The sequence below is a fragment of the Methylobacterium sp. yr668 genome (genome assembly GCF_900116245.1).
Lineage (GTDB): Bacteria > Pseudomonadota > Alphaproteobacteria > Rhizobiales > Beijerinckiaceae > Methylobacterium.
Genome location: NZ_FOZY01000020.1, coordinates 73,536 through 97,847 on the forward strand (window position 1 = coordinate 73,536; position 24,312 = coordinate 97,847).

Here is a 24,312-nt window from a genome sequence, read left to right on the forward strand (position 1 = left end):
TATATTGAATCCAGTGCGGCGAATTAATTCAAAATAACTCCCGAAGCCTGACATATATCGGATGCGCGTCGACTGTATCTGTGCAGAATGGTTCGGCCGGCATGCCAGCCGGTCGCGCCTGTGTCGTCGATTTTCACGCCCTTAATCCTTCGGCCCAGGCGTTCCAGCGCGGTCCATCCCAAGCGCACGCTGGACATGTCCCCGAGACCCAGAACTTGAGCCTCGAGGCGCGGCCCTCGGGGCTCTTTTTCTGCCGCGCCGGGCAATGCGGGCCCGGCGGCTGTTCACGGGCCCCGCGTCCCCGTACCAGAAGGCCCAGGGAGCGGCAGGACGGGCATGCAGCGCATCACCATCACCATCGACGACGCCCTGCTGACGGCGGTCGACGACCTCTGCGCGCGGCGCGGCTACGGCAGCCGCTCGGAGGCGGTGCGCGACATCGTCCGCGACGCCCTGGCGCCGGTCCGCGCCGCGGAGACCGGGGGATCGGCGGCCTGCTACGGAGCCCTGAGCTACGTCTACAGCCACGGCACCCGCGACCTGGCCCGCCGGCTGACCGGCGAGGGGCATGAGCACGGCGTCTCGATCGCCAGCCTGCACGTGCACCTGACCCACGACGCGTGCCTCGAGGTGGCGGTCCTGCGCGGGCCGGTGGCCCGGATGCAGAGCTACGCCGACGCCGTCGTCACGCAGCGCGGCGTCCGCTACGGTCACCTGCACCTCATCCCGGAGGGTGACGACGCCCGCACCCATCCGGGCCACGGCGACGACGGCCCGGGGTGAGGGCGCCCCCCGCCCGCGATCCGGCGCCCCGTCGACTGCGCCCCACGCGCAACACGGCCGGCCTAATCCGCCCGTATGATTTTTTCGTATGTTTATCATACGGGCGGCGTGCGAGAGTCCGGGGATCGCCACGCCTCGCCCGGTCTGCCGGTGTCCCGCCCGACTTCCCGCTCGACTTCCCGTCCTGTCTGCCGTCACCGGCCTGCCGCCCCCGGCCTCCGCGCCGTGACCCGGCTGCTCGCCGCGGGCGGCCTCGTCGTCGCGACCGCCGGGCGCGGCTGGGCGGCGCCGGGTGAGGGCGCCCCGACACCGTCGGCCGTCACCCTGTCCGAGATCTCGGTGGTCCCCGCGGCGCCTCCGGTCATCCCCGCGACGGACGGGCCCGGCGCCAGCGCCGGCTATGTCGGCGGCGTCACCGGGATCGGCGGCGCCCTGCTGAGCGTCGACGCGGCCAGCGCCGGCCTCATCGGCGGGGCGGTCCTCAACGCCCGCCCGGTCACGCGGCCCGGCGAGGTGCTGGAGGCAGTGCCGGGCCTGATCGTCACCCAGCACAGCGGGGAGGGGAAGGCCAACCAGTACTTCCTGCGCGGCTTCAACCTCGACCACGGGACCGACATCGCCATCAGCGTCGACGGCATGCCGGTCAACATGCGCACCCACGCCCACGGCCAGGGCTACGCCGACCTCAACTTCCTCATCCCCGAACTCGTCGGCGCAGTGGAGTACCACAAGGGGCCGTACTTCGTGCGCGACGGCGACTTCGCCTCCGCGGGCTCGGTGCGCATCGACTATCTCGACACCGTGCGGGAGAATCTCGCGCTGACCTCGATCGGCAGCTTCGGCTACAAGCGGGCCCTGTCGATCGCCTCGGCCCCGCTGGGCGAGGGCACCCTGCTGGTGGCCGGCGAGGCGCAGGTCTACGACGGGCCGTGGACCGTCCCGGACGCGCTGCGCAAGCTCAACGGCGTCGCCCGCTACAGCCAGGGCACGGCGCTGGACGGGTTCGCGGTCACCGGCATGGCCTACGCGTCCCGCTGGACGGCCACCAACCAGATCCCGGAGCGGGCCGTCGGCGCGGGGCTGATCGGCCGCTACGGCACCCTCAACCCCACGGATGGCGGCGACACCGCCCGCTTCTCCCTGTCGGGTCGGTTCAGCGCGACGGACGACACCGGCATCACCCGGGCCTCGGCCTACGTGATCCGCTACCAGATGAACCTGTTCAACGACTTCACCTACTTCCTCAACGATCCCGTCGGCGGCGACCAGTTCCACCAGCTCGACCAGCGCGTCCTCGGCGGCGGCGAGGTGCTGCACATCTTCCAGGGCGACCTGTTCGGCCGGCCGCTGGAGGTCGAGGTCGGCGCCCAGACGCGGACGGACGCGATCCGCGTCGGCCTGTTCAACACCGCCTTCCGCCAGTACCGCTCGACCGTGCTCGACGACCGCGTGCTGGAATCGAGCGGCGCCCTCTACCTCGACACGCGGGTGCGCTGGACCGAGTGGCTGCGCACGAGCGTCGGCGTGCGGGCGGACGGCTACTACGCCGACGTCCGCTCGGACACGCCGGCGAACTCCGGACGGGCCACCGACGGCATCGTCAACCCGAAGCTCGGCCTCGTGCTCGGACCGTGGTCCGACACTGAGATCTACGTGAATTACGGCGGCGGCTTCCACTCGAACGACGCGCGCGGCGTCACCGCCACGGTCGATCCCGCGAGCCCCCTGTTCAACATCACCCGGTCGCCCTTCCTGGTGCCCTCCACGGGCTACGAGCTGGGCCTGCGCAACCGGTCGATCGCCGGGCTGGAGACGAGCCTCGCCCTGTTCCGGCTCGACTTCGCCTCGGAGAACATCTTCCAGGGCGACACCGGCACCACGGAGCCGAGCCGCCCGACCCGCCGGTTCGGCGTCGAGTGGACGAACCGCTACGCGGTGACGCCGTGGCTGTCCCTGGACGGGGATCTGACGATCACCAACGCCCGGTTCTCCAGCTACGACCCGGCGGGCAACCGGGTGCCGGAGGCGCCCACGACCATCGCGTCGGCGGGCGTGACCTTCGGCGAGCCCCTCGGCTGGTTCGGGAGCCTGCGGGTCCGCTATTTCGGGCCGCGCCCGCTCATCGAGGACAACGCGATCCGCTCCCGGGCGACCGCCCTGCTCAACGGCCGCATCGGCTACCTGTTCGACACCGGGGTGAGCGTCTCGCTGGACGTGCTCAACCTGACGAACAGCAAGGCCGACCAGATCACCTACGCCTACGTCTCGCGCCTTCCGGGCGAGGCCGCCGAGGGGCTGATCGACCGCGTCTTCCACCCGGTGGAGCCCACGGCCGTGCGCCTGACGATCGCCGGGCGGTTCTGACCGCCGGCGCCACGACGACACGCGGGTCCCGACCCCCCTCGCGGCAGACCCACGCCGTGACGGACTTCGTCCCGGCGTCCCGGTCGCGTCAGCCGCCGCTGCGCGAGACCCGGTAGTCGCGCGGGGTCAGGCCGTACGTCTCCCGGAACGCGCGACTGAGCTGGGCGCCGCTCCCGAAGCCGTAGGCCTCCCCGATCGCGCCGATCGACCGCGGCTCCAGCGGATTGTCGAGGGCGGCCCGCACGGCCGCGAGGCGCTGCCGCGCGCGGTAACGCGCCACCCCACCTTCCGGCTCGAACAGGCGGTAGAGCTGGGAGCGCGATATGCCGAGCGCCCGCGCGATCGCGTCGATCCGGGGCGGCGTGTCGAGCTGGCCGCGGATGAGCCGCTTCGCGGTCCTGAGCCGGGCGGCCTCGAGCGGCGCGGCCGCGCGGGCCGCTCCCTCCAGGCTCGGGCGCGCGCAGGCCGCGACCATGTGGAGCGTGGCCTGCGCGATCGGGGCGGCGTCGGTCGCGGTGATCGCGCCGCTATGCGCGGCCAGGCTCCGGATATGGTCGGCGAGCAGGCGGCCCGCGCCGCCGGTCAGGATCAGCCCGTGCATCGCGTCCTCGTCCGGCAGCACGGTGGCGATGGAGGCGCGCGGGACGGCCAGGATCAGCGAGTCCGTCTCCGGCACCCGGCTGCGGCGGTACGGCTGCGACAGGTCGTTGAGGCTGACCGCGCCCGCCGGAACCTCCGCCACGCCCCGTTCGGTCTCGACGCTGTAGGCGTGCCGGCTGAGGTGCAGGAGGAACCCGTCCTGACCGTCGCGCCGGATCCGGGAGCGGGATCGGGCCGGCCCCTGCGGTGCGGCGCTCATGACGCGCAGGGCCATCGGGCCGATCAGCGTCGTCTCGATCCGGCCCGAGAAGCCGTGCGGATCGGCATCGAGGTCGTGGGCTGCGAACAGCGCGCGCCACGCGGCGAAGCGGTCGCGCTCCGGCAGGGCATCCGTCGTGAAGAGGGAACGGGGTACGACGTTCACGGCGGGACCGATGAGCGAGGGTTGAGTGATTTTACCTTACGTTGCGCGATCGACGAGTGCGCATGGGACACAATCTACGATCTGACGCGACCCGCTCCCGTGGGGCGAATGTTTGTACCCCGGGGCCATCGTCCCATCGCGGCAGTGCCGCGATGGGACGACCATCGGGCCGCCAGGGCTTGCGAGAAACATAACGCGTTATATAATTGATGTCGGGAGAACCGACATGCCGGCAGATATCCTCGACGAACTCGGGCCGCTGTTCCTGGGCAGCCGCCTCAAGCGCCTCGCCGACCGCTTCCAGGCCGACGCCGCCCGGATCCTGCGGGACGAGGGGCTCGGCATCCAGCCGGCCCAGTTCCCGCTCCTCGCCGCCATCGACCGCTACGGGCCGCTGACCATCGGCGACGCCGCCGCCGCCCTCGGCGTCAGCCAGCCGGCGGCCACGCGCACGGCGGCGAGCCTCGTCGCGCTCGGCTTGCTCGAAGAGGCGCGGTCGGACGCGGACCTTCGCCAGAAGGCGCTGTCGCTTAGCGGCGCGGGCAAGGCCCTGATGGCGCGCGCCAAGGACGCGCTCTGGCCGCGCGTTGACAGGGCCGTCGCGAGCCTGTGTGCCGGCCTGTCGGGCCCCCTGCTGGACCAAGTCGCCGCCCTGGAGCGCAGGCTCGACGCCGTCCCGTTCGCCGCCCGCATCCGCCAGGACGGCGCGGCCGGCGACGCCGCGACGGGCCTGACGATCCGGGACTACACGGACGCGCTGGCGGACCGCTTCCGCGACATCAACGCCGAGTGGATCGAGGCGATGTTCGCGCTGGAGGAGAACGACCGCCGGATCCTGTCCGATCCCCGCGGCGAGATCCTGGACCGCGGCGGGCTCATCCTGTTCGTTGAGTCGGCGGATCTCGGGATCGTCGGCACCTGCGCGCTGATGCGGACGGAGGCGGGCTGCTACGAGCTGACCAAGATGGCCGTGTCCGCGCGGGCCCGGGGCCGCAAGGCCGGCGAGCACCTGCTGCGGGCGGTGCTGGCCCGCGCGGCGGCCATGGAGATCGAGACGCTCTACCTGCTGACCAACACCAAGTGCGCGGCCGCCGTGCACCTGTACGAGAAGGTCGGGTTCCGGCACGACCCGGAGATCATGGACCGGTTCGGCCGGCGCTATGCCCGCTGCAACGTGGCCATGCGCTATCCCCTGTGACGCCGCGCGCCCGACGCGCCGAGGGCGACCCGTTCCCGGTCGTGCCGCCCGGCGCGGCGACGAAGCGCGGATCCCGGCCGTGCGCGGGCCCGCGCGGCGCCGCAGCGAGCCGCTCCCATCCGCGGAGGACAGTCGCGCACTCTGCGTCAGATCTCGTTCAGCAGTGACGATGCGCGGACAGACAAAATGATGGGCGCGAAGAGTTCAACTGAAAATTGATTTGGGCGATCTGTTTGTGAGAGTATCAGCAACAGATCCCGTAACGGAATCTTATCGTCGCGCTTCCATCTTGGCGGTCTCGCTCTGGAGCTGCGCTCGGACAATGAAAGCTTGGTTCGCGAAACTCTCGATCCAGCACCGGCTGGTCGGAGCACTCGGGCTGCTCATCGTCTGTCTGCTCCTCGTCGGCGGCGTGGGCCTGCACGCCGTCGGCGATCTCGCCGAGGACCAGATCCGCCTCGGCAACGGCACCCTGCCCAGCGTGCGCTACGCCGGCGAGCTGCGCGGCAACGTGATCGACGTGCGCGTCAGCGTCGTGAACCACATCCTCTATCCCGAGGCCGCCCACATGCGGGCCGAGGAGGCGGCCCTGGCGAAGAAGACGGAGGCGGTGGCCGCCGCGATGCGCAACTACGCGCCGCTGATCGACGGTCCGAAGGAGCGCGCGCTCTTCGACGTGTTCGACCGGGAATGGAAGAGCTACCTCGCGGCGATCCCCGCCGTGCTGGAATACTCGCGGACGGGCCGCAAGGATCTGGCGCTGCGCGAGAGCTTGGTCGGCGTCCGCCCCCACATCAAGGCGGCCTCCCAGGCGCTCGAGGAGATCGTGGCGCTCAACAACGCCAGCGGCGAGACGGCGATCGCCCAGGGAGCGGCCGCCGCCTCCGGCGCGAAGCGGCTCATGCTGGCGATCGGCGCCATCGCCCTCGTGCTCGCGACCGCGCTCGGCGCGCTGATCGTGCGGAGCATCGCCGCCAGTGTCCGCGCCGTGCTGGAACCGATGCGGCGGCTGGCGGCCGGGGACCTCGCGGTCGCGATCCCGCACCAGGGCGAGCGGAACGAGATCGGCCAGATCGCCGACGCCGTGCAGGTCTTCAAGGATTCGGGGATCGAGGCGCGGCGGCTGGCCGCCCTCCAGGCCGAGGCCGACGCCGCCAAGATGCGCCGCGCCGAGCTGCTCGACCGCATCACCCGCGGTTTCGAGCGGGAGGCCGGGGCGCTCACGGACGAGCTGACCGCCGCCGCCACCGAGATGGAGGCGACCGCCGCCTCGATGACCGAGATCGCCGCGCAGACCAACACCCTCGCGGCGAGCGTCTCGGTCGCCGCCGAGCAGACCTCCGGTAACGTCCAGCAGGTCGCGAGCGCGACCGAGGAGATGGCGGCCTCCGTGCAGGAGATCAGCGGGCAGGTGACCCATTCGGTCGAGATCGCCGCCTCGGCCATCGCGCGCGCGCAGGAGACCGGCACCATCATCCGGGAGCTGTCCGACAGCGCCGACCGGATCGGCGCGGCGGCCGGCCTGATCTCGGGCGTGGCGAGCCAGACCAACCTGCTCGCCCTCAACGCCACCATCGAGGCGGCGCGCGCCGGCGAGGCCGGCCGCGGCTTCGCGGTGGTGGCCGCCGAGGTCAAGACGCTGGCCGAGCAGACGGCCCGGGCGACCCAGGAGATCTCCGCCCGGATCGGCGCGATCCAGTCCGCCACGCGGGGCGCGGTGGAGGCGGTCCAGGGCGTGAGCCGCACGATCGACGACATGTCGGGCATCGCCACCCACATCGCCTCGGCGATCGAGGAGCAGGGCGCGGCCACGCGCGAGATCGCGCGGAACGTCCAGGCGGCCGCGCACGGGACCCGGCAGGTCACGGGCCATATCGGATCGGTGCGCGAGGGGGCCGGCGAGACCGGATCGGCCGCGACGCAGGTTCTCGACGCCGCGCGCACCCTCGCGGTCCGGTCCGACGGGCTCAGCCGGGCCGTCCGCAGCTTCCTGGACGAGGTCCGGGCCGCCTAGAGCTGCGCCCGATCGAGGCGCGACGGGGCGATCGCCGAGCCCGTGCCGTCCGCGGTGCGGGCCCCTCTCCCGCACGGCAGAGGAGGCATGGCGCGGCTGCCCCGCCGGAGCGTCTGTCTTCCGGATCTGTCTTCCGGAACGGTGCACAACGACTTGGACCGCCGCCCGCGTGAGGCCCCGCGGGTCGACGCGCCGGTCGGCCCGGGGATCGGGCAGCCCCGCCCGCGCTCAGTTGCAGCCGTCGCAGATGCTGCGCTCGATCTCGTTGAGCCGGGCGCGCTCGTGCTCCTGCACGGCGCGCGGCGGCACCTCGCCCGGGCCGAGGGACGTGCCGGGGGGTTTGGTCACGCCGAGGCTGTTGGTGTTCGGCGCCGTGATCGTCGTGGCCGGGCCGCCACCCGTGCCGGTCTGGTCGGGCGCCAGGCCCTGGGCCGCGAGGGTGGCCGGGACGGCCAGGCTCAGCAGGGCCAGGCCCGCGGAGCGGAAGAGGGTTCGGGTCATCGTACCTCCCGTCGTCGAGCGCGCGTGAAACAGCTTGGCAGTATCCGTCGCCTCCCGAAACCGCCTTCGTCCAGTCGTGAGCCGGATGGCCCCACTATCCACCGTAATCCGACTGGCCGATAGAGTCCCGACTGCGCTCAGAGCGATCGCTTGGCGGACCGGTTCGGCTGCCGGCCCGGTCGGTCCGATCCTATCGCGCGATCATCGGGCGAAATCTATCCAGTCAGATCTTAGTCGATCGCTAATAAATATTAGCTAAGTATTTACAAGAGCGGGATCGGGTCCCGTCGGGAGCGGATCCGGGAACAGGGAGCCTCGCATGTGCGTCGCGTGTGACTGGGCGCCCCATTTCCAGGCCTTCGGGGGCGGGCGCGCCGTCAATCGGCGCGCGGTGCTGCGGTCGGGCGCGGCCATCACCGCGACGGCGCTCGCGCTGGACCTCGTCCCGACGGGCGCCCGCGCCGAACCGGGGAGCGGCCGCGCGGCCGCGGCGGGGCCCGCCGACGTCGTGTTCCACAACGGCCCCGTCTACACGGTGGCGGGGCCGGCCCCCTGGGCCGAGGCGGTCGCGGTGCGCGGCAACACCATCGTCCATGTCGGTGACGCGGCCGGCGCGCTGGCGCTGGCCGGCCCGGCCACGCAGGTGGTGGATCTCCAGGGCCGGCTGCTGATGCCCGGCTTCGTCGAGGGCCACACCCACCCCTTCCTCGGCGCGTTCCTGACGTCCGGGGTCGACCTGCAGCGCGAGAACCTCGCCCAGGTCCTCGCGGCCATCGAGGCCTACGCGAAGGCGCATCCGACCGGGCCGATCCGCGGTTTCGGGTGGCGCGTCGACATGTTTCCCCCGGAGGGCCCCAACCGGGCCGACCTCGACGCCATCCTGCCGGACCGGCCGGCCTTCTTCTTCGCCATCGACGGGCACAGCCTGTGGGCCAATTCCAAGGCGCTGGCGATGGCCGGCGTCGACCGGGACACGCCCGACCCGATCCCGCGCTTCAGCTACTACGCGCGCGACCAGAAGGGCGACCCCACCGGCTACGTGCTCGAGGTCAACGCGGTCCTCGGGCTGGTCAACGCCGTGGAACCCATCAGCGTCGCCGCCATGGGCAGCCTGCTGGAGGGCTGGCTGCCCAAGGCCGCGGCCGCCGGCATCACCACGGTCTTCGACGCGGGCGTCCCGCCCGTCGGCAGCGATCAGGCCGCCATCATCGCGCTCTACGTGGAGGCCGAGAAGCGCGGCACGCTGCCGTTCCGCGTCTCCGCCTCCTACTCGGTGAAGTCGCTGCCGATCGACGACACGGTCGAGCAGTTCAACGCCGTGCGTCGGCAGGTCTCCGGCGAGCTCGTGCACGTCGACATCGTGAAGATCGTCGGCGACGGCTCGCAGGGCGGCTACACGGCGTGGCTGATCGAGCCCTACGCCGACCTGCCCGACTCGACCGGAGGGTCGCCCTTCACCGAGGCGCAGTGGCACGACCTCGTCGGCGCGGTCGACGCGGCGGGCTTCGACGTCCACGTCCACGCCTGCGGCGAGCGGACCGCCCGCGTCGCCCTCGACGCCATCGAGAAGGCCGTGGCGAACAACCCGGCCCGCGACCGGCGGCACGCCATCGCCCACTTGGTCTATGTCGAGGACAGCGACGCGCCCCGCTTCGCCCGGCTCGGCGTGACCGCGCAGTTCTCGGCCAACTGGTCGTCGGCCGACCCCGACACGCTGCAGAACATGATGGCGCGCTACGGCGCGCACCGCGCCAGCCGGATGTACCGGACCAGGATGATCCTGAAGCAGGGCGGGCGGGTCTCCTTCGGCACGGACTGGCCGGCGGCCGGCTACGTCTCGACCTACGAGCCCCTCACGTCGATCCAGGTCGGCGTGACGCGGCAGCTGGTCGGCCGGCCGGACGCGCCTGTGCTGAGCCCCGCCGACGAGCGCCTGACGGTCGCGGAGGCGATCCACGCCAACACGATGGGCGCCGCCTACCAGCTCCGCATGGACGACAGGATCGGGTCGGTGGAGGTGGGCAAGCGCGCCGACCTGATCGTCCTCGACCGCAACATCCTGACGATCGATCCGCACGAGATCCACCGGACCAAGGTCGCCCTGACCATGATGGACGGCGTCGTGCGGCACCGGGCCTGAGGACCTGGCCGACCGGTCAGGGGCCCGGCGCGGCGCCGGCGGCCGTCCCGCCCGGATCCGCGAGCCGGTCCGCCACCATCCGGCAGAACGCCTCTGCCGCCGGCGGCATCGTCCGCCCCGCCTTCTTGATCAGGCAGACCGGACGCTCGAACAGCGGGTCGTCGATCGGCCGCGAACGGAGCAGGGGCTCGGCCCGGATCTCCCGCGCCGCGCCCGGGAGGATCGTCAGGCCGAGGCCGGCCCGGACCATGCTGACGGCGGTCATCATGTAGGTGGCCTCGCAGGCCACGCGGGGCAGCCGGCCCGAGCCGACGAAGGCGCGGTCGACCACCGCCCGCACGCTCGTGGCCGGGTCCATCAGGATCAGGGGGTGCTCGGCGAGCGCCGCGATCGTGACCTGGGGCAGCGCGCCGATCGGGTGATCGGCGGGATAGATCACGTGCAGGGCGTCGCGCGTCCGGTGCAGGACGTCGATCTCCGGATCGCGGACGTCGCCGCCGACGATGCCGAGATCCGCCTCCTCCTCGCGCACGAGGTCGAGCACCCGCTGCGCGATGACGTCCTTGATCCGGAACGTCACGGCGGGGTGCTCGGCGCGGAAGCGGACGATCGCGTCGGACAGCACGCCCGCCGCGAAGGACGGCAGCGTCGCGACGCGCACGACCCCGTGGCGCCGTGCCGCGAGGTCGCGGGTGTCGACCACCACGGCGTCGAGGTCGCGCAGCACCCGCTCGAACACGGGCAGCAGCTCGCGGCCGAGCCGCGTCGGCGCGACGGTGCGGCTGGTCCGGTCGAGGAGCCGCGCGTCGAGCATCTCCTCCAGGCGCTGGATCTGAACCGTCAGGGCGGGCTGCGACAGGTTCAGCAGGGCGGCCGCGCGGGTGAAGCTGCCGACCTGGACGACGGACACGAAGGCCCGCACCTGCCGCAGGTTGAGATCCATAATCTCAGGCTATTGCTGCGATCCGATCTTTTCAATTGTGTCATGAAGCCGTCCGCCGTTTCCTGACCCGATACAGGCGCGGGTCCGAACCGCGCCGGCGCCAACGGGAGGAACGGATGCTGGCCCTGCTCGGCCTGTGCACGATCGCGCTGCTGCTCGCCGTCATCCTGACCAAGCGGATGTCGCCCCTCGTGGCGCTGATCGTCATCCCGGTCGCGGCCGCCCTGATCGGCGGGTTCGGGTTCGATACCGGCAAGTTCGTCCTCGCCGGCCTGCAGAGCCTCGCGGGCGTCGTCGGCATGTTCGTGTTCGCGATCCTGTTCTTCGGCATCGTCAGCGATGCCGGGATGCTCGACCCGATCATCGACCGGATCCTCGCCCGGGTCGGCACCCGCCCCACCCGGATCGTGCCCGGCACCACCCTGCTGGCGCTGCTGATCCACCTCGACGGGTCGGGCGCGGTGACGTTCCTGATCACCATCCCGGCGATGCTGCCGCTCTACGACCGCGTCGGCATCGACCGGCGCATCCTGGCCTGCGCCGCCTCGATGGCGGCGGGGGTGAATTTCCTGCCCTGGACCGGGCCGATGATCCGCGCCTCCGCGGCCCTCAAGCTGCCGATCCCCGAGATCTTCTCGCCCCTCGTGCCGGTACAGGCGGTCGGCCTCGTCTTCATCTTCGCCGCCTCGTACTGGCTCGGCCTGCGGGAGGAGCGCCGTCTGGCCCTCGTCCCCGGGACGACGGGGTCCGCGGGGTCCGCGCCCGGCCCGGCCACGACCGCCCGGACCCTCAGCGACGCGGAGCGGGCCCTGCGCCGGCCCGACCGCTTCTGGATCAACATCGTCCTCACGGCCGCGGTCCTCGGGACGATGGTGTTCCTGGCCGAGAAGGTGCCGCCGGCGCTGATGTTCATGCTCGGCACGGCGCTCGCGCTGGTCATCAACTATCCGCAGGTCGACGCCCAGCGGCAGCGCGTCGACGCGCACGCCAGGGCCGCGATCCTGATGGCCTCGATCCTCCTCGCCGCCGGCGTGTTCACGGGGATCATGCAGGGCACCGGCATGCTCAGGGCCATGGCCCAGACGGCCGTCACCTTCGTGCCTCCCGAGATGGGGCGCCACATCCCGTTCGGGCTCGGCCTCGTGTCGATGCCCCTGTCGATGCTATTCGACCCGGACTCGTTCTACTTCGGCGTCCTGCCGGTGGTGGCGGAGGTGGCCCACCAGCTCGGCGTCCCGCCGGTGCAGGTCGCCCAGGGGGCGCTGCTCGGCCAGATGACGACGGGCTTCCCCGTCAGCCCGCTGACGCCCGCGACCTTCCTGGTCTGCGGCCTGACCGGGATCGACCTCGCCGACCACCAGAGATTCACCTTCCCGTTCCTGCTGGCGGCCTCGGTGGTGATGACCCTCGCCTGCGTCGTCTTCGGCGTCTTCCCCATCTGAACCCCTCTGACAGCGGAGAGCGCGCCATGAGAACCGTCCGCCTCGGCGCCGGCGCCGGCTATGCCGGGGACCGCATCGAGCCCGCCGTCGAACTCGCCGAGCGCGGCGACCTCGACTACCTCGTGTTCGAGTGCCTCGCCGAGCGCACCATCGCGCTGGCGCAGCAGGCGAAGCTGCGCGACCCCGAGGGCGGCTACGATCCGCTGCTGGAGGCGCGCCTGCGGGCCGTCCTCGGGCCGTGCCGGGCCCGCGGCATCCGCATCGTCACCAACATGGGCGCGGCCAACCCGGTCGCCGCCGCCCGGAAGGCCGGGGCGCTCGCGCGGGAGATGGGCCTCGCCGGCCTGCGGATCGCCGCGGTGACCGGCGACGACCTGCTCGACGCGGTGCGCGCGGGCGACTTCGTCCTGGAGGAGAGCGGCGAGCCGGTCGCCGGCCTCGGCAACCGCGTCGTCTCGGCGAACGCCTATCTCGGCGCGGCGCCGATCGTGGCCGCCCTCGCGGACGGCGCCGACGTGGTCATCACCGGCCGCGTCGGCGACCCGGCCCTGTTCCTGGCCCCCCTGGTGCACGCCTTCGGCTGGGCGATGGACGACTGGGAGCGCCTGGGCCGCGGCACCCTCGCGGGCCACCTCCTCGAATGCGCCGGCCAGATCACCGGCGGCTACTTCGCCGATCCGGGCTGCAAGGACGTACCGGACCTCGCGCGCCTCGGCTTCCCCATCGGGATCGTGGCCGAGGACGGCACGGTCGAGATCACGAAGGTCGCGGGCTCGGGCGGCCGGATCAGCCTCGCCACCTGCAAGGAGCAGCTGCTCTACGAGGTGCACGACCCGGCCCGCTACATCCAGCCGGACGTGGTCGGCGACTTCTCCGACGTCGAGATGGAGCAGGTTGGCCCCGACCGAGTCCGGGTGCGCGGCGCGACGGGCGCGCCGGCGACGGGCCTCCTGAAGGTCTCGGTCGGGTACGTGGATTCCTATATCGGCGAGGGGCAGATCTCCTACGCCGGGCCCGGCGCCCTGGCCCGCGGCCGGCTCGCCCTGTCGGTGGTGCGCGAGCGCCTCGCCCTCACCGGCGTGGCGACGACCGAGCTGCGCTGCGACCTGATCGGCGTCGACGCGCTCCACGGCGCGGCGCTGTCGGGCGGGCGGGAGCCCTACGAGGTCCGCCTGCGGGTCGCCGGGCGGACCGAGACCCACGCCGAGGCCGTGCGGATCGGCAACGAGGTCGAGACGCTCTACACCAACGGCCCGGCCGGCGGCGGCGGCGCCTGGAAATCGGCCCGCGAGGTGGTGGCGGTGCAGTCGGTCCTCGTCCCGGCCGCCCTCGCCCGGCCGCGCGTGCACGTCGTCGAAGCCTGAGAGCCGGGAGACCCGAGGATGAAGCTGCGCGCGCTCGCCCATGCCCGCACGGGCGACAAGGGCAACACATCGAACATCGCGCTGATCGCCTACGACGCGGCCGATTACGAGCACCTCGCGGCGCACGTCACGGCCGAGCGGGTGCAGGCGCATTTCCGCGGGATCGTGACCGGCGACTTGACCCGCTACGCGTTGCCGAAGCTCGGGGCGCTGAACTTCGTGCTCACGGGGGCGCTCGGCGGCGGCGTCACCCGCTCCCTGGCCCTCGACGCGCACGGCAAGGGCCTCGGCGCCGCGCTCCTCGATCTGGACATCCCGGACCGCAGCGCCGGCCGAGCCGCACGCGGAAGCCCGAGACGGTGAGGGTCGAGGCCGCCGGGGCCTGATCGCGATGCGGGTTCGAACCAGAGGCCGCCCATGACCGTTGACGGTCGTTCAGCGTGACCGTTCGAAGAGCCCAGATGGACCGCCCCCGCCGCGTCGGACTGCCCTGGTACACCCCGGAGCAGTACCCAGCCCTGCGCACCAGCCTCGCGGACGGTGCCAAGCTGCCCCCCGACTACGAGACCTGGCGCGTCGCCACGGAGCAGATGGAACGGGAGGTGCAGCGCAGCGGCGTCGAGGTCGTGCGCGTGCCGGTCGAGCCGGAGATCTTCGCGGCGTGGTGCGAGCGCGCCGGGCTCCCGCGCGACGCCGCGGCGCGCGCCCGGTACGCGGCCGCCGCGCTGGCGGCGGACTGGGCCGTCTGAGAGTGGGCGTCGATCCGGGCGTCGATCCGGGCCCCGAGCCGGGCCCCGAGCCGGGCGACGTTCGGCGGGCCCCCGCGCCCGCGTCACGGATCACGTCGATCCCGCCATCCCTGCCGGGTTGTCCTGCGAGGACTAGCACATCGCAGTAGAGAGGTTGCGCGCAACTCTTTTCCGCCGATCTCACGCGACTCGTCCCGACGGGTCAGTCCGGGGAAATCTCGCAAATTAGAATTATTACATGTTGATTTTGTCTCTGATCTGCAACTGAACTGCCGTTATAGGCTCACAGGCGGGCTTGACCTATTGCGTTCCTGTGCGGCGGCCGCGCAGATGGAGGTCTCGCAGCCGAATCCGACCGCGGCGGCTGCAGCGCCCAAGAGTTGCCTGCATGTGCGTCGATTTCGCTCCCGCTCCGTCCGATCGACCACAGAAGCGCCTCCCGTATTGGGGGCCGCTCCTGCTGTCGGCGGCCGTCGGTATCTCGTTGCCCGCCGACGAATTGGCCGCGCAGCCGGTGAGCGGCGGGCAGTCTGCTGTCACCCTCGACGAGATCCAGGTTGTCGGACAGGGAGGATTGTCGCCCAACACGGCGACCGGGCCGGTCAACGGTTACGTCGCCAAGGCGAGCGCGTCCGGCACGAAGACGGACACGCCGATCATCGAGACGCCGCAGACGATCAACGTCGTGGGGGCCCGCCAGATTCGCGACGAGGGGGCCTCGACGCTGGCCGAGGCCCTGGCCTACACGCCCGGCCTGAGCAGCCAGGCCGTGGGCGGCTTCGCCAAGGTCTCGGACGGCTTCACGATCCGCGGCTTCACCGTCGAGGCGGGCAATTCGGGGCTGCTGCGCGACGGTCTGAAGCTGCAATCGGGCGTCTATGACGGGACGCAGGAGCCGTACGGGCTGGAGCGCCTGGAGGTCCTCAAGGGCGCGGCGTCGATCCTGTACGGCCAGCTCTCGCCCGGCGGCATCGTCAACGCCGTCAGCAAGCATCCGCTCCAGACGCCGTTCAACGAGATGAACGTCAGCTTCGGCCAGTACAATCGCAAGGAAGTGTCGGGCGATTTCACCGGACCGCTCACCGACGACGGCGCGTGGTCGTACCGGCTGACCGGGCTGATCCGGAACAGCGACAGCTATCTCGCGTACACGCCCGACGACAAGCGCTACATCGCGCCCGCGATCACGTGGCGGCCGTCGACGGCGACCTCCGTCACGCTGCTCGGCTACTATCAGGAGATCCACACGCGCTTCCAGCCGCCGCTCTCGGCGGTCGGCACGCTGCTGCCCAACGGCCGGTTCCCCCGCTTCGCCATCGATCGCTTCTACGGCGAGCCCGCCTTCGACCGGTACGATTCCCGGTCGGGCGCGATCGGCTACCAGATCGACCACGCCTTCTCGGACTCGGTCCGGCTGCGCCACGCCCTGCGCTACTACCAGTCGGGGGTCGACTGGGACTACCTGACCCCGACATCCCTACTGGCGAACCGGCAGGTCGCGACGCGCGGCGTCAGCATGCGCAATGAGAACGCGACGGGCGTGGCGTCGGACACCTCGCTCGAGACGAAGTTCGTCATCGGCCCGACCGCGCACACGCTCCTGACCGGCATCGACTACTACCGCAGCTTCCTGAACTCGGAGCGCTACACCAACGGCACCGTCGGCAATCTGAACGTCTACGCCCCGGTCTACGGCCTGACCTACCCGCGGATCAATTACGCGATCAACACCGGCTCGAAGAGCCTGCTCGACCAAGTCGGTATCTACGTCCAGGATCAGGTCAGGTTCGACCGCTTCGTCTTCCTGGCCGGCGGCCGCCAGGACTTCGCGCGCACGCAGGTCCTCACCTACCGCACCGGCGCGCAGCTCGATCAGAACGACAGCGCCTTCAGCGGGCGGCTCGGCCTGCTCTATCTCGGCGATTACGGGCTGGCGCCCTACGTCTCCTACAGCCAGTCCTTCCAGACCTTCGCGGTCACCGACCGGAACGGCAATCCCTTCCAGCCGTCGCTCGGCGAGCAGTACGAGGGCGGCCTGCGCTGGGAGGTCCCGGGCGCCGACACCCTGCTCAGCGCCGCGTTCTACCGGATCAACCAGACGAACGCGCTGGTGGCGGACCCGGTCAACCCGGTCTTCAGCACGCAGGCCGGGCAGGTCCGCTCGCAGGGCTTCGAGGCCGAGGCGCGGACGAATTTCGGCCCGCTGGAGGCGGTCGCCTCCTACTCGTACACCGATGCCCGGCAGACGCGGACCACGGTCGCGGCGAACTTCAACCAGCGCCTCGACCTCGTGCCCTACAACCAAGCCGGCGTGTTCGGCACCTACGACATGGGCCTATTCGGGATCCCGGGCCTGCGGCTCGGCGGCGGCGTGCGCTACGTCGGCAGCTCGAACATCTCGGGCGCGACCTTCGACTCGCGCGCGGCGACCCTGTTCGACCTCGTGGCGCTCTACGATTTCGGCGTCGCCGACCCGAGCCTCAAGGGATGGCGCGCCCAGATCAACGCCCGCAACGTCCTCGACCATTCCTACGTCACCTGCGTCACGGTGAATGGCTGCCGGTACAGCGAGCCGCGCAACGTGTTCGGGACCCTCACATACCGGTGGTGAGCCTCTCGCCGGCGGTCGCCCCCACGCGGGGCGGCGGGTCCGGACGCGGTGGGACTGCGCCCGGGCATCCGCGTCGGACGGCCGCCGTGAGCCCGCCAGCGTCGTCCCCGGCCGGATCGGCGCGCGGTCCCTGATCCGACGCATCCCTGCGCCCGCCGCGGACCGGACGCACCGCGCGCTCCGGGTCCCCGCCGCCGCCGCGGCCCCTCGTCCCGCGCGCGGGAGCAGAGATCGGCGCCGTCCTGTCGGGATCGACGCGGGCCCTCGCGGAAGGGCCCGCGCCCGGATCAGGCTTCGGCCGCGTCGAGGGCCTCGGCGAACGCGTCCTGGAACGCGGTGCTCCGGAGGATGTCCAGGTGCCGCGCGCCGGGAATGATCCTCAGGTCCGCGACCGGCGCCAGCGCGCTCCAGTCGCGCAGGCGCTCCGGTCGCGTCAGCGAATCCGCGGCCTGGAAGACGTGCACGGGCCGCGCCAGCGGCGCGAAGGCGTGGCGCTTGGCCCGCACGCGCTTGTCCAGGAGAGCCCACAGCTCGAACTCGCGCGCCGTCAGGTCGGGCCCGTCCGCGGGCAGCTCCGGGTTGTCGATGAGGTAGGCGTCGAGCGCCTCCCGCTCGTCCGCGTCCATGCGGGCGATCAGCCCGCGCCACTGCTCGGCCATCCGCGAGCCCTCCAGCCAGTCCGCGCGCCGCCGCGCGGCCAGCGCCCGCGCGTCCGCGTCCAGAGCCCGCGGCGCCGCGAAGGGCACCGACTCGAACACGTCCACGAGGCCCAGGAAGTCGACGCGCACGCGCCCGTCGAGATGGCGCGCGGTCTCGTAGGCGAGGTCGCCGCCGGACGACCAGCCGACCAGCGCGCACCGGCCGCCCGGCGCGTGCGCGGCGATGCAGTCCGCGTAGGAGCCGCTCAGCGCGGGCACATCGTACCCCTGCCAGCGCGCCTCCGTGTAGACGTGGCTGACGAAGCCGTGGACCGGCCGCTCCGGGCCGAGCCGCGCGGCCAGCGCGGCGAACTCGGTGGCGTTGGCGATCAGGCCGGGGACGCAGAAGAGCGGAATCCGTCCGCCCTCGCGGCGGAGATGGACGATCTCCGGCCCGCGCGGAGCCGCCGGCGCGACGCGTTCGGCGAGGTCGGCGAGGCTCTTCGCGCCGAGGATCTGGGCGAGGGTGAGGGTCTTGCTCCCCGCGACGCCCTGCCGGCGGATGCGCGCGAGCATCTTCAGGCTCAGGATCGAGTCGCCGCCGAGGTCGGTGAAGGCGTCGTGGCGGCCGATCGCGGACGGATCCAGGCCGAGGAGGTCGGCCCAGAGGGCGGCGAGTGCCCGCTCCGTCCCGTCCCGGGGCAGATCCTTCCCGTCCGTCCCGCGCGCCGCCTCCAGCGACGCCAGGGCGCGCCGGTCGAGCTTGCCGTTGGGGGTCAGGGGCAGCGCGTCGAGCCGGGTCAGGCTCGTCGGCACGAGGGCCGGCGGCAGGCGCTCCGCGAGTCGGGCCCCCAGCGCGGCGAGGTCGAGGTCCGGATCGGCCACGACGTAGCCGGCGAGGCGCGGGCCCTCCGCCCCGTCGGCCTCCGGTTCGGCGAGCGCGATGACGGCGGCGTCGCGGATTCCCGGAAGGTCGCGCAGGGCCGCGGCCGCCTCGCCGGGCTCGACCCGGTGGCCCCGGATCTTCACCTGGTCGTCGGCCCGGCCCACGAAGGCGAGGCTGCCGTCGCGGAGAAGCCGGACGCGGTCGCCGGTCCGATAGAGGCGCGCCCCGGGGCCGGCATGCGGGTCCGGAACGAACCGCTCGGCGGTGAGGCCCGGCCGGTCGAGATAGCCCCGCGCGACCTGCGGCCCGCCGAGGTAGAGCTCCCCCGTCGCGCCCGGCGGCACCGGTGCGAGGAATCCGTCGAGCACGCGCGCGCGGACGCCCGGGAGCGGCGTCCCGATAGGCGCGCCGCCGGCCCAGCGTCCGGCCCCGTCCTCCGGGCCGAGCGCACCGCCACGGTGCTCCGCCCCCGCGCGGACCTCCTCGCACAGCGCGCCGACCGTCGCCTCGGTCGGCCCGTAATGGTTGACCACCCGGCAGCCGGGCTTCAGCGCGGCGATCCGGTCGACGAGGGGCCAGCGCAGCGCCTCGCCGCCGAGGATGAGCAGCCGTTCGGGCAGCGCGGCGGCGGGATCGGCCGCCTGGAGCAGGGCGCCGAGGTGGCTCGGCGCGATCTTCAGGGCGTCGATCCTCCGGCCCCCGGCCGCGTCCCCTCCGACCGCCGCGGCGAAGCGGTCGGGGTCGAGGGCGGTCTCGTGGTCGAGGAGGTCAAGTTCCGAGCCGCCGGCCAGCGCGCCGAACAGCACGGTGTTGCCCAGGTCGGCCGCCACGGTCGAGGCCATCGCGACGCGGCCGCCGACGGGCAGGTCGACGCGCGCGAGCATTCCGGCCACGTACTGCGCGAGGCCGCCGCGGGTCACGACGACCCCCTTGGGCCGGCCCGTGGAACCCGAGGTGTAGAGGATGTAGGCCGCCGCGTCGGGATGCGGCGGCGCGGCCGCGAAGGGCGGGGCCGCCGCGTCCTCGGCCGGGTCGAAGCGCGCCGCGATCACCGGCCGTTCGGGCCGGTCGTCCGGAACAGGGTCGCCCAGGACGAGGCAGGCCCCGCACTCGGCCACGAGGTCGGCCCGGCGGGCGGCCGGGAGGCCGGGATCGATCGGCACGTAGGCGGCGCCGGTCTTGAGGATCGCCAGGAGGCCGAGCACCCATTCGGGGCCGCGGCCGAGATGGAGGGCGACCCGCGTCTCCGGCCCCGCCCCGTCCGCGGCCAGCCGCGCGGCGAGGCGGTCCGAGGCGGCATCCAGCTCGGCCCGACTGTGGGAGCGCCGGCCCTGCCGCAGGGCGGGCGCCTCCGGTGCCTCGGCCGCGCGGGCGCGCCAGGCCGCGACCACGTCGAGCGCGACCCCGTCGAGCGCGGCCGGGTCCGTCGCCGCGGCCGGGGCGGGGCTCGCCAGCGCGTAGAGCGGGCGGTCGGGTTCGGCGACGGCCGCGGCGAGCAGCGTCGCGAAGGCCTCGGCCAGGCCCGCGACGGTCTCGGGGTCGAACAGGTCGCGGGCGAAGGCCAAGCGGCCGCACAGGCCCTCGGCGGAATCGACGAGATCGAGGCTGAGGTCGAAGTGGACGTCGCCCCCGTCGAGGCCGCGCAGCCGCATCGGCCGTCCGGCGAACCGGGCGTCGGGCGGGGGCGCGGCCTGCTCGGTGACCTTGACCTGGAACAGCGGGTGGAGCCCGGGCCGGCGCTCCGTCGCCGACGCCGCGACGATCCGGTCGAACGGCAGGTCGGCGTGCGCCTGGGCGGCCAGCAGCCGATCGCGGACCTGCCGGAGATGGACGCGGAACCCGTCGCGCGGGTCGACCCGCGCCCGCAGGACCCCGATGCCCGTCAGGTGGCCGACCATGCCGCGCGTCTCGGGCCGCGCGCGGTCGGCGAGCGGCAGGCCGACGCGCACGTCCGCGCCGTCGCCGTAGCGGGCCAGCGTCAGGGCGAACCCCGCGAGGGCGGCCATGAACGGCGTCGCGCCCTCGCGGCGGGTGAGGCTCCGCAGGGCCTCGCTCACTTCGGGCGGGATCCGGAACGCGTGGATCCCGCCCGAAGCGGCGCGCTCCGCGCGGCGGGGCCGGTCGAGGGGCAGCGGCGTCTCGGCCGGGGACTCGCCCAGTTCCGAGCGCCAGTACGCGGCCTGGCGCGCGGCCTCCCCGGCCTCGAGCCGGCCGTGCTGCCAGAGGGCGTAATCCGCGTACTGCACGGGCAGCGGTGGCAGGCCGTCGGCCCCCGCCTCCCGCGACCGGGCCGCGTACAGGGCGTCGAGGTCGCGCAGCAGCAGGGGGATCGACTGCCCGTCGGCGGCGATGTGGTGCAGGCCGAGCAGGATCCGGTCGGTGCCGTCCCCGAGGCGGTGCAGCTCGACGCGGAGCAGGGGGCCGCCCTCCAGATCGAACGGCGTGCGGGCCAGGGCCTCCGCGAGGGCGTCGCTGCCGGCGGCGTCGAGCCCCTCGCGGACCCGGATCGGGACCGGGGCAGCCGGGTGGACGCGCTGGCACGGCTCGCCCTGCGGATCCAGCCCGAAGGTCGTGCGCAGCGGCTCGTGGCGCCGCACGAGGTCGTCGACGGCGGCCTGGAGCCGTGCCGGATCGAGGGTCCCGGCGATCTCGACGATGCCGGTCAGGTTGTAGGCCGGGCTCAGTGGCTCGCGTTGCCAGGTCAGCCACAGGCCGCGCTGCGCCGCCGAGAGCGGCAGCGCCGTCCTGTCGCCGTCCGCCGGGACGATCGGCAGGGTGGCGAAGTCGATCCCGTTCTCGGCGAGCTTGGCGAGGAAGGCCCGGCGCTGCACCGGCGCGAGCCGGGCGAAGCGTCGCGCGATCTGCGTGGCCTGAAGGGTCATGTCCGCGTCGCTCCTGCCGCCGTCTCGATCGCGTCGAGCCAGCTCTCCATGTCGGTGAGGTCGGCCGCCCCGGCCCCGCTGGTGCTGCCGGTGCTCCCGTCTGCGTCGATCCGGGCGGCCAGATCCGCCAGCGTCGGGTGATCGAAGACCGCGCGCAGCGGCAGGCGCGGTCCCAGGCTCTCCTGGACGGCGGCGACGAGCTTCATGACGAGGATGGAATCGCCGCCGCGCTCGAAGAAGGTGTCGGAGCGGGCGACGGCGTCGGGCCCGGGCAGGCCGAGCACCGCGGCCCAGAGATCGGCGAGGCGCCGCTCGGTCGCCGTGCGCGGCGGGTCGGCGTCCCGGGCGGACGCGTCCGCGTCGGGCTCGGGCAGGGCGCGGGCGTCGAGCTTGCCGCTCGTCGAGAGCGGCAGGGCATCGAGCAGGACGATCGCGGCCGGCACCAGGGCCTCGGGCAGGTCGCGGGCCAGGGCGCGGCGCAGCTCCTGCGGGTCGGGGTGCGCGCCCGGCGCGGGCACCGCGTAGGCCACGAGCCGCGCGGGGCCGCCGGGTTTGCGGCGGGCGACGACGGCCGCCTGGGCGATGCCGGGTTGCGCGCGCAGGGCGGCGGCGACCTCGCCGGGCTCGACGCGCTGGCCGCGGATCTTGACCTGCTCGTCGGCGCGTCCGCGGTAGTCGAGGGCGCCGTCGGGGCGGCGGGCGGCGCGGTCTCCGGTGCGGTAGAGGCGCGCGCCGGGCCTTCCGAACGGGTCGGGCACGAAGCGCTCGGCGGTCAGGCCGGGGCGTCCGAGATAGCCGCGGGCGAGGCCGGTGCCGCCGATGTAGAGCTCGCCCACCACCCCAACCGGAACCGGGTGCAGCGCGTCGTCGAGGACGTGGAGCTGCGTGTTGGCGATCGGGTGCCCGATCGGCACCCGCGGGGCGTCCGGCTCGGGCCCGCAGGTCCAGGCGCTGACGTCGATGGCCGCCTCCGTCGGCCCGTAGAGATTCGCCAGGTCGGCCCGGCTCTGGGCGCGGACGGCGGCCGCGAGGTCGGGGGCGAGCGCCTCGCCGCTGCACACGATGCGGGACAGGCTCGGGCAGGCGGCGAGCCGGCCGGACGCCAGGAACGCCTCCAGCAGGGCGGGCACGAAGTGCACGATCGTCACCGCGTCCCGCCGGATCAGGGCGGCCAGCGCGTCTGGATCGCGGTGGGCCTGCGGCGGCGCCATGACGAGGCGTGCGCCGCTGACGAGGGGCAGGAGGATCTCCCAGACGGCGACGTCGAAGGAGACCGGGGTCTTGTGCAGGATCACGTCGGCGGGGCCGACCGCGAAATGGGCCCGCATCCAGGCGAGGCGGTTGGCGATGGCGGCGCGGGTGTTGGCGCAGCCCTTGGGCGTGCCGGTCGAGCCGGACGTGTAGATGAGGTAGGCCAGGGCGTCCGGGTGCGGCGCCGCGGCCGGCAGGGCGGGATCGTCCGCCGCCTCTCCCGGCTCCGGGGTGAGGATCCGCAGGTCCGGAAGCTCCGCCGGCCCGGGCATCCGCGCGGCTAGGCCGGACTCGGTGACGAGGAGGCGCAGGGCCGCCTCGCGGGCGGTCGCGACGAGGCGCGGGCGCGGCAGCTCGGGGTTGAGGGGCAGGATCGCGGCCCCCGTCTTGAGAACGGCGAGCCAGGCGACGAGCAGCGCGCAGGACCGCTCCAGCCCGACGCCGACCAGAGTGTCGGGACCGGCCCCGGCGCGGGCGAGGCGGCGGGCCAGCGCGGAGGCCGCGCTGTCGAGGGCGCGGCGGGTGAGCGCGCCGCGCGCGTCGGTCACCGCGATCGCGTCGGGGTCGTGCGTGCGGTGGTCTGCGAAGGCGGCGAGGACGTCGCCGGCGCCGTCCGGGTAGGCCCGGGCGGTCGCGTTCGCCGACCCGATCATCGCCCGGTCGCTGTCGGGCAGCGGCGGCGGCAGCGCTCCGAGCGGGGTTGCCGGGTCGGCCTCGGCCAGGGCGGCGAGCTGGGCCACGAAGGCGGCGAGCAGCGCCTCGGCATCCGCGTGTCCCAGGCGATCGGCGGCGTAGCTCAGGCGTAGGGCCAGCCGCGTCCCGTCGGGGCCGGTCTCCGGCTGGACCACCAGGGTGACGGGGTAGTGCGTGGTCTCGGCGACGATGGCCGGGCCGAGGCGCAAGGCGTGCGGGTCGGCAGCGTCGCCGTTTCCGTCCCCGTTTCCGTCGCCGTCCCGTCCGTGGCGCGCGGCGGCGAGGGCTTGGTCGACGGGGTAGTTCTCGAACACCACGAGGCTGTCGAACAGGCCGCCCGTCCCTGTGCCCGTCCCTGTGCCCGTGCCCGTGCCCGCGGGGCCGGCGAGGCGCTGGACGGCGGCCAGGGGCAGGTGGCCGTGCTCGCGCAGGCCGAGACCGGCCTCCTGCACGCCCACCAGCCACGCGCCGAGCGGCCGGGCCGGGTCGAGGTCGACGACCACCGGCAGGGTGTTGATGAACAGCCCGAGCACGGTCTCGGCCCCGGGCAGGTCGGCCGGGCGCCCGGCCACGGTCGTGCCGAAGGCGACGCGCGCCTGCCCGGTGCGGGCGGCCACGAGCCGGGCCCAGGCGGCCTGGACGCAGGTGTTGAGGGTGAGGTGCGCGGCCCGGGCGCGGGCGAGCAGCCGCCCGGCGGCGGCCGGCGGCACCCGGTGCCGGACTTCGCCGTGATGCCGGACTTCGCCGTGATGCCGGACCTCGCCGTGGCCGGGGGGGCGCTGTCCGTCGCGGGCGCCGGGCGTGCCGGGCGGGTCGAAGGTGTCGGCGA

At 73.4% G+C, this 24,312-nt stretch carries 15 protein-coding genes; 10 read left to right on the forward strand and 5 right to left on the reverse strand.

What is annotated here, in order from left to right:
- Positions 1-336 precede the first annotated feature (336 nt).
- Together nikR and BM419_RS22040 are read left to right on the forward strand one after the other, a co-directional pair.
- Positions 337-783: a nickel-responsive transcriptional regulator NikR gene (gene nikR, locus BM419_RS22035; RefSeq protein ID WP_056533484.1), complete on the forward strand. Its 447-nt coding sequence runs from the start codon at positions 337-339 to the stop codon at positions 781-783.
- Positions 784-1,008: 225 nt separating this feature from the next.
- Positions 1,009-3,147 carry a TonB-dependent receptor gene (locus BM419_RS22040; RefSeq protein ID WP_175556347.1) on the forward strand — a complete coding sequence of 713 codons (2,139 nt, stop codon included), beginning with the start codon at positions 1,009-1,011 and terminating at the stop codon, positions 3,145-3,147.
- An 88-nt stretch (positions 3,148-3,235) separates the two neighbouring features.
- Here BM419_RS22040 and BM419_RS22045 read toward each other — a convergent pair whose 3' ends face one another.
- Entirely contained in the window at positions 3,236-4,171 is a 936-nt protein-coding gene (locus tag BM419_RS22045; RefSeq protein ID WP_091927672.1) for a helix-turn-helix domain-containing protein, read from the reverse strand.
- A gap of 226 nt (positions 4,172-4,397) precedes the next feature.
- On the opposite strand from BM419_RS22045, the gene BM419_RS22050 reads away from it, so the two are divergent.
- Positions 4,398-5,369, forward strand: coding sequence for a bifunctional helix-turn-helix transcriptional regulator/GNAT family N-acetyltransferase (locus BM419_RS22050; protein ID WP_091927673.1), 972 nt, complete (start codon positions 4,398-4,400; stop codon positions 5,367-5,369).
- A gap of 322 nt (positions 5,370-5,691) precedes the next feature.
- Positions 5,692-7,383, forward strand: coding sequence for a methyl-accepting chemotaxis protein (locus BM419_RS22055; RefSeq protein WP_091927674.1), 1,692 nt, complete (start codon positions 5,692-5,694; stop codon positions 7,381-7,383).
- Between the two features lie 228 nt (positions 7,384-7,611).
- Here BM419_RS22055 and BM419_RS22060 read toward each other — a convergent pair whose 3' ends face one another.
- On the reverse strand, positions 7,612-7,884 hold the full coding sequence (locus tag BM419_RS22060) for a hypothetical protein (RefSeq protein WP_091927675.1): 273 nt from the start codon (positions 7,882-7,884) through the stop codon (positions 7,612-7,614).
- Positions 7,885-8,203: 319 nt separating this feature from the next.
- On the opposite strand from BM419_RS22060, the gene BM419_RS22065 reads away from it, so the two are divergent.
- Positions 8,204-10,024 (forward strand): amidohydrolase, encoded by a 1,821-nt coding sequence (locus tag BM419_RS22065; RefSeq protein WP_175556348.1) that lies wholly within the window; start codon positions 8,204-8,206, stop codon positions 10,022-10,024.
- 16 nt (positions 10,025-10,040) lie between these two features.
- Here BM419_RS22065 and BM419_RS22070 read toward each other — a convergent pair whose 3' ends face one another.
- Entirely contained in the window at positions 10,041-10,967 is a 927-nt protein-coding gene (locus tag BM419_RS22070; RefSeq protein ID WP_091927676.1) for a LysR family transcriptional regulator, read from the reverse strand.
- 116 nt (positions 10,968-11,083) lie between these two features.
- On the opposite strand from BM419_RS22070, the gene BM419_RS22075 reads away from it, so the two are divergent.
- The 5 genes from BM419_RS22075 to BM419_RS22095 all read left to right on the forward strand — a co-directional run bounded on the left by BM419_RS22075 (position 11,084) and on the right by BM419_RS22095 (position 17,133).
- Positions 11,084-12,409, forward strand: a complete 1,326-nt coding sequence (locus BM419_RS22075) for a CitMHS family transporter (RefSeq protein ID WP_091927677.1) — start codon at positions 11,084-11,086, stop codon at positions 12,407-12,409.
- 26 nt (positions 12,410-12,435) lie between these two features.
- Positions 12,436-13,773, forward strand: a complete 1,338-nt coding sequence (locus BM419_RS22080; protein ID WP_091927678.1) for an acyclic terpene utilization AtuA family protein — start codon at positions 12,436-12,438, stop codon at positions 13,771-13,773.
- Positions 13,774-13,791: 18 nt separating this feature from the next.
- Positions 13,792-14,136 carry an AtuA-related protein gene (locus tag BM419_RS22085; RefSeq protein WP_091927679.1) on the forward strand — a complete coding sequence of 115 codons (345 nt, stop codon included), beginning with the start codon at positions 13,792-13,794 and terminating at the stop codon, positions 14,134-14,136.
- A 98-nt stretch (positions 14,137-14,234) separates the two neighbouring features.
- Positions 14,235-14,522: a hypothetical protein gene (locus tag BM419_RS22090; protein WP_020094334.1), complete on the forward strand. Its 288-nt coding sequence runs from the start codon at positions 14,235-14,237 to the stop codon at positions 14,520-14,522.
- Positions 14,523-15,006: 484 nt separating this feature from the next.
- Positions 15,007-17,133, forward strand: a complete 2,127-nt coding sequence (locus tag BM419_RS22095; RefSeq protein ID WP_244540826.1) for a TonB-dependent siderophore receptor — start codon at positions 15,007-15,009, stop codon at positions 17,131-17,133.
- A 287-nt stretch (positions 17,134-17,420) separates the two neighbouring features.
- Here BM419_RS22095 and BM419_RS22100 read toward each other — a convergent pair whose 3' ends face one another.
- The gene (locus BM419_RS22100) at positions 17,421-21,539 is read right to left on the reverse strand and encodes a non-ribosomal peptide synthetase (RefSeq protein ID WP_091927681.1); all 4,119 of its coding nucleotides are present in this window, start codon (positions 21,537-21,539) and stop codon (positions 17,421-17,423) included.
- Entirely contained in the window at positions 21,536-24,193 is a 2,658-nt protein-coding gene (locus BM419_RS22105) for a non-ribosomal peptide synthetase (RefSeq protein WP_210188180.1), read from the reverse strand. Before BM419_RS22105 ends, BM419_RS22100 begins: the two co-directional genes overlap by 4 nt.
- Between the last annotated feature and the right edge of the window lie 119 nt (positions 24,194-24,312).

What these genes read in the sequence shown, in the direction of transcription:
- BM419_RS22050 (WP_091927673.1), top strand. Translation starts at nt 4,398, where the DNA reads ATGCCGGCAGATATCCTCGACGAACTCGGGCCGCTGTTCCTGGGCAGC.
- BM419_RS22100 (WP_091927681.1), bottom strand. Translation starts at nt 21,539, where the DNA reads ATGACCCTTCAGGCCACGCAGATCGCGCGACGCTTCGCCCGGCTCGCG.
- BM419_RS22065 (WP_175556348.1), top strand. Translation starts at nt 8,204, where the DNA reads ATGTGCGTCGCGTGTGACTGGGCGCCCCATTTCCAGGCCTTCGGGGGC.
- BM419_RS22085 (WP_091927679.1), top strand. Translation starts at nt 13,792, where the DNA reads ATGAAGCTGCGCGCGCTCGCCCATGCCCGCACGGGCGACAAGGGCAAC.
- BM419_RS22090 (WP_020094334.1), top strand. Translation starts at nt 14,235, where the DNA reads ATGGACCGCCCCCGCCGCGTCGGACTGCCCTGGTACACCCCGGAGCAG.
- BM419_RS22055 (WP_091927674.1), top strand. Translation starts at nt 5,692, where the DNA reads ATGAAAGCTTGGTTCGCGAAACTCTCGATCCAGCACCGGCTGGTCGGA.
- BM419_RS22060 (WP_091927675.1), bottom strand. Translation starts at nt 7,884, where the DNA reads ATGACCCGAACCCTCTTCCGCTCCGCGGGCCTGGCCCTGCTGAGCCTG.
- BM419_RS22070 (WP_091927676.1), bottom strand. Translation starts at nt 10,967, where the DNA reads ATGGATCTCAACCTGCGGCAGGTGCGGGCCTTCGTGTCCGTCGTCCAG.
- nikR (WP_056533484.1), top strand. Translation starts at nt 337, where the DNA reads ATGCAGCGCATCACCATCACCATCGACGACGCCCTGCTGACGGCGGTC.
- BM419_RS22075 (WP_091927677.1), top strand. Translation starts at nt 11,084, where the DNA reads ATGCTGGCCCTGCTCGGCCTGTGCACGATCGCGCTGCTGCTCGCCGTC.
- BM419_RS22080 (WP_091927678.1), top strand. Translation starts at nt 12,436, where the DNA reads ATGAGAACCGTCCGCCTCGGCGCCGGCGCCGGCTATGCCGGGGACCGC.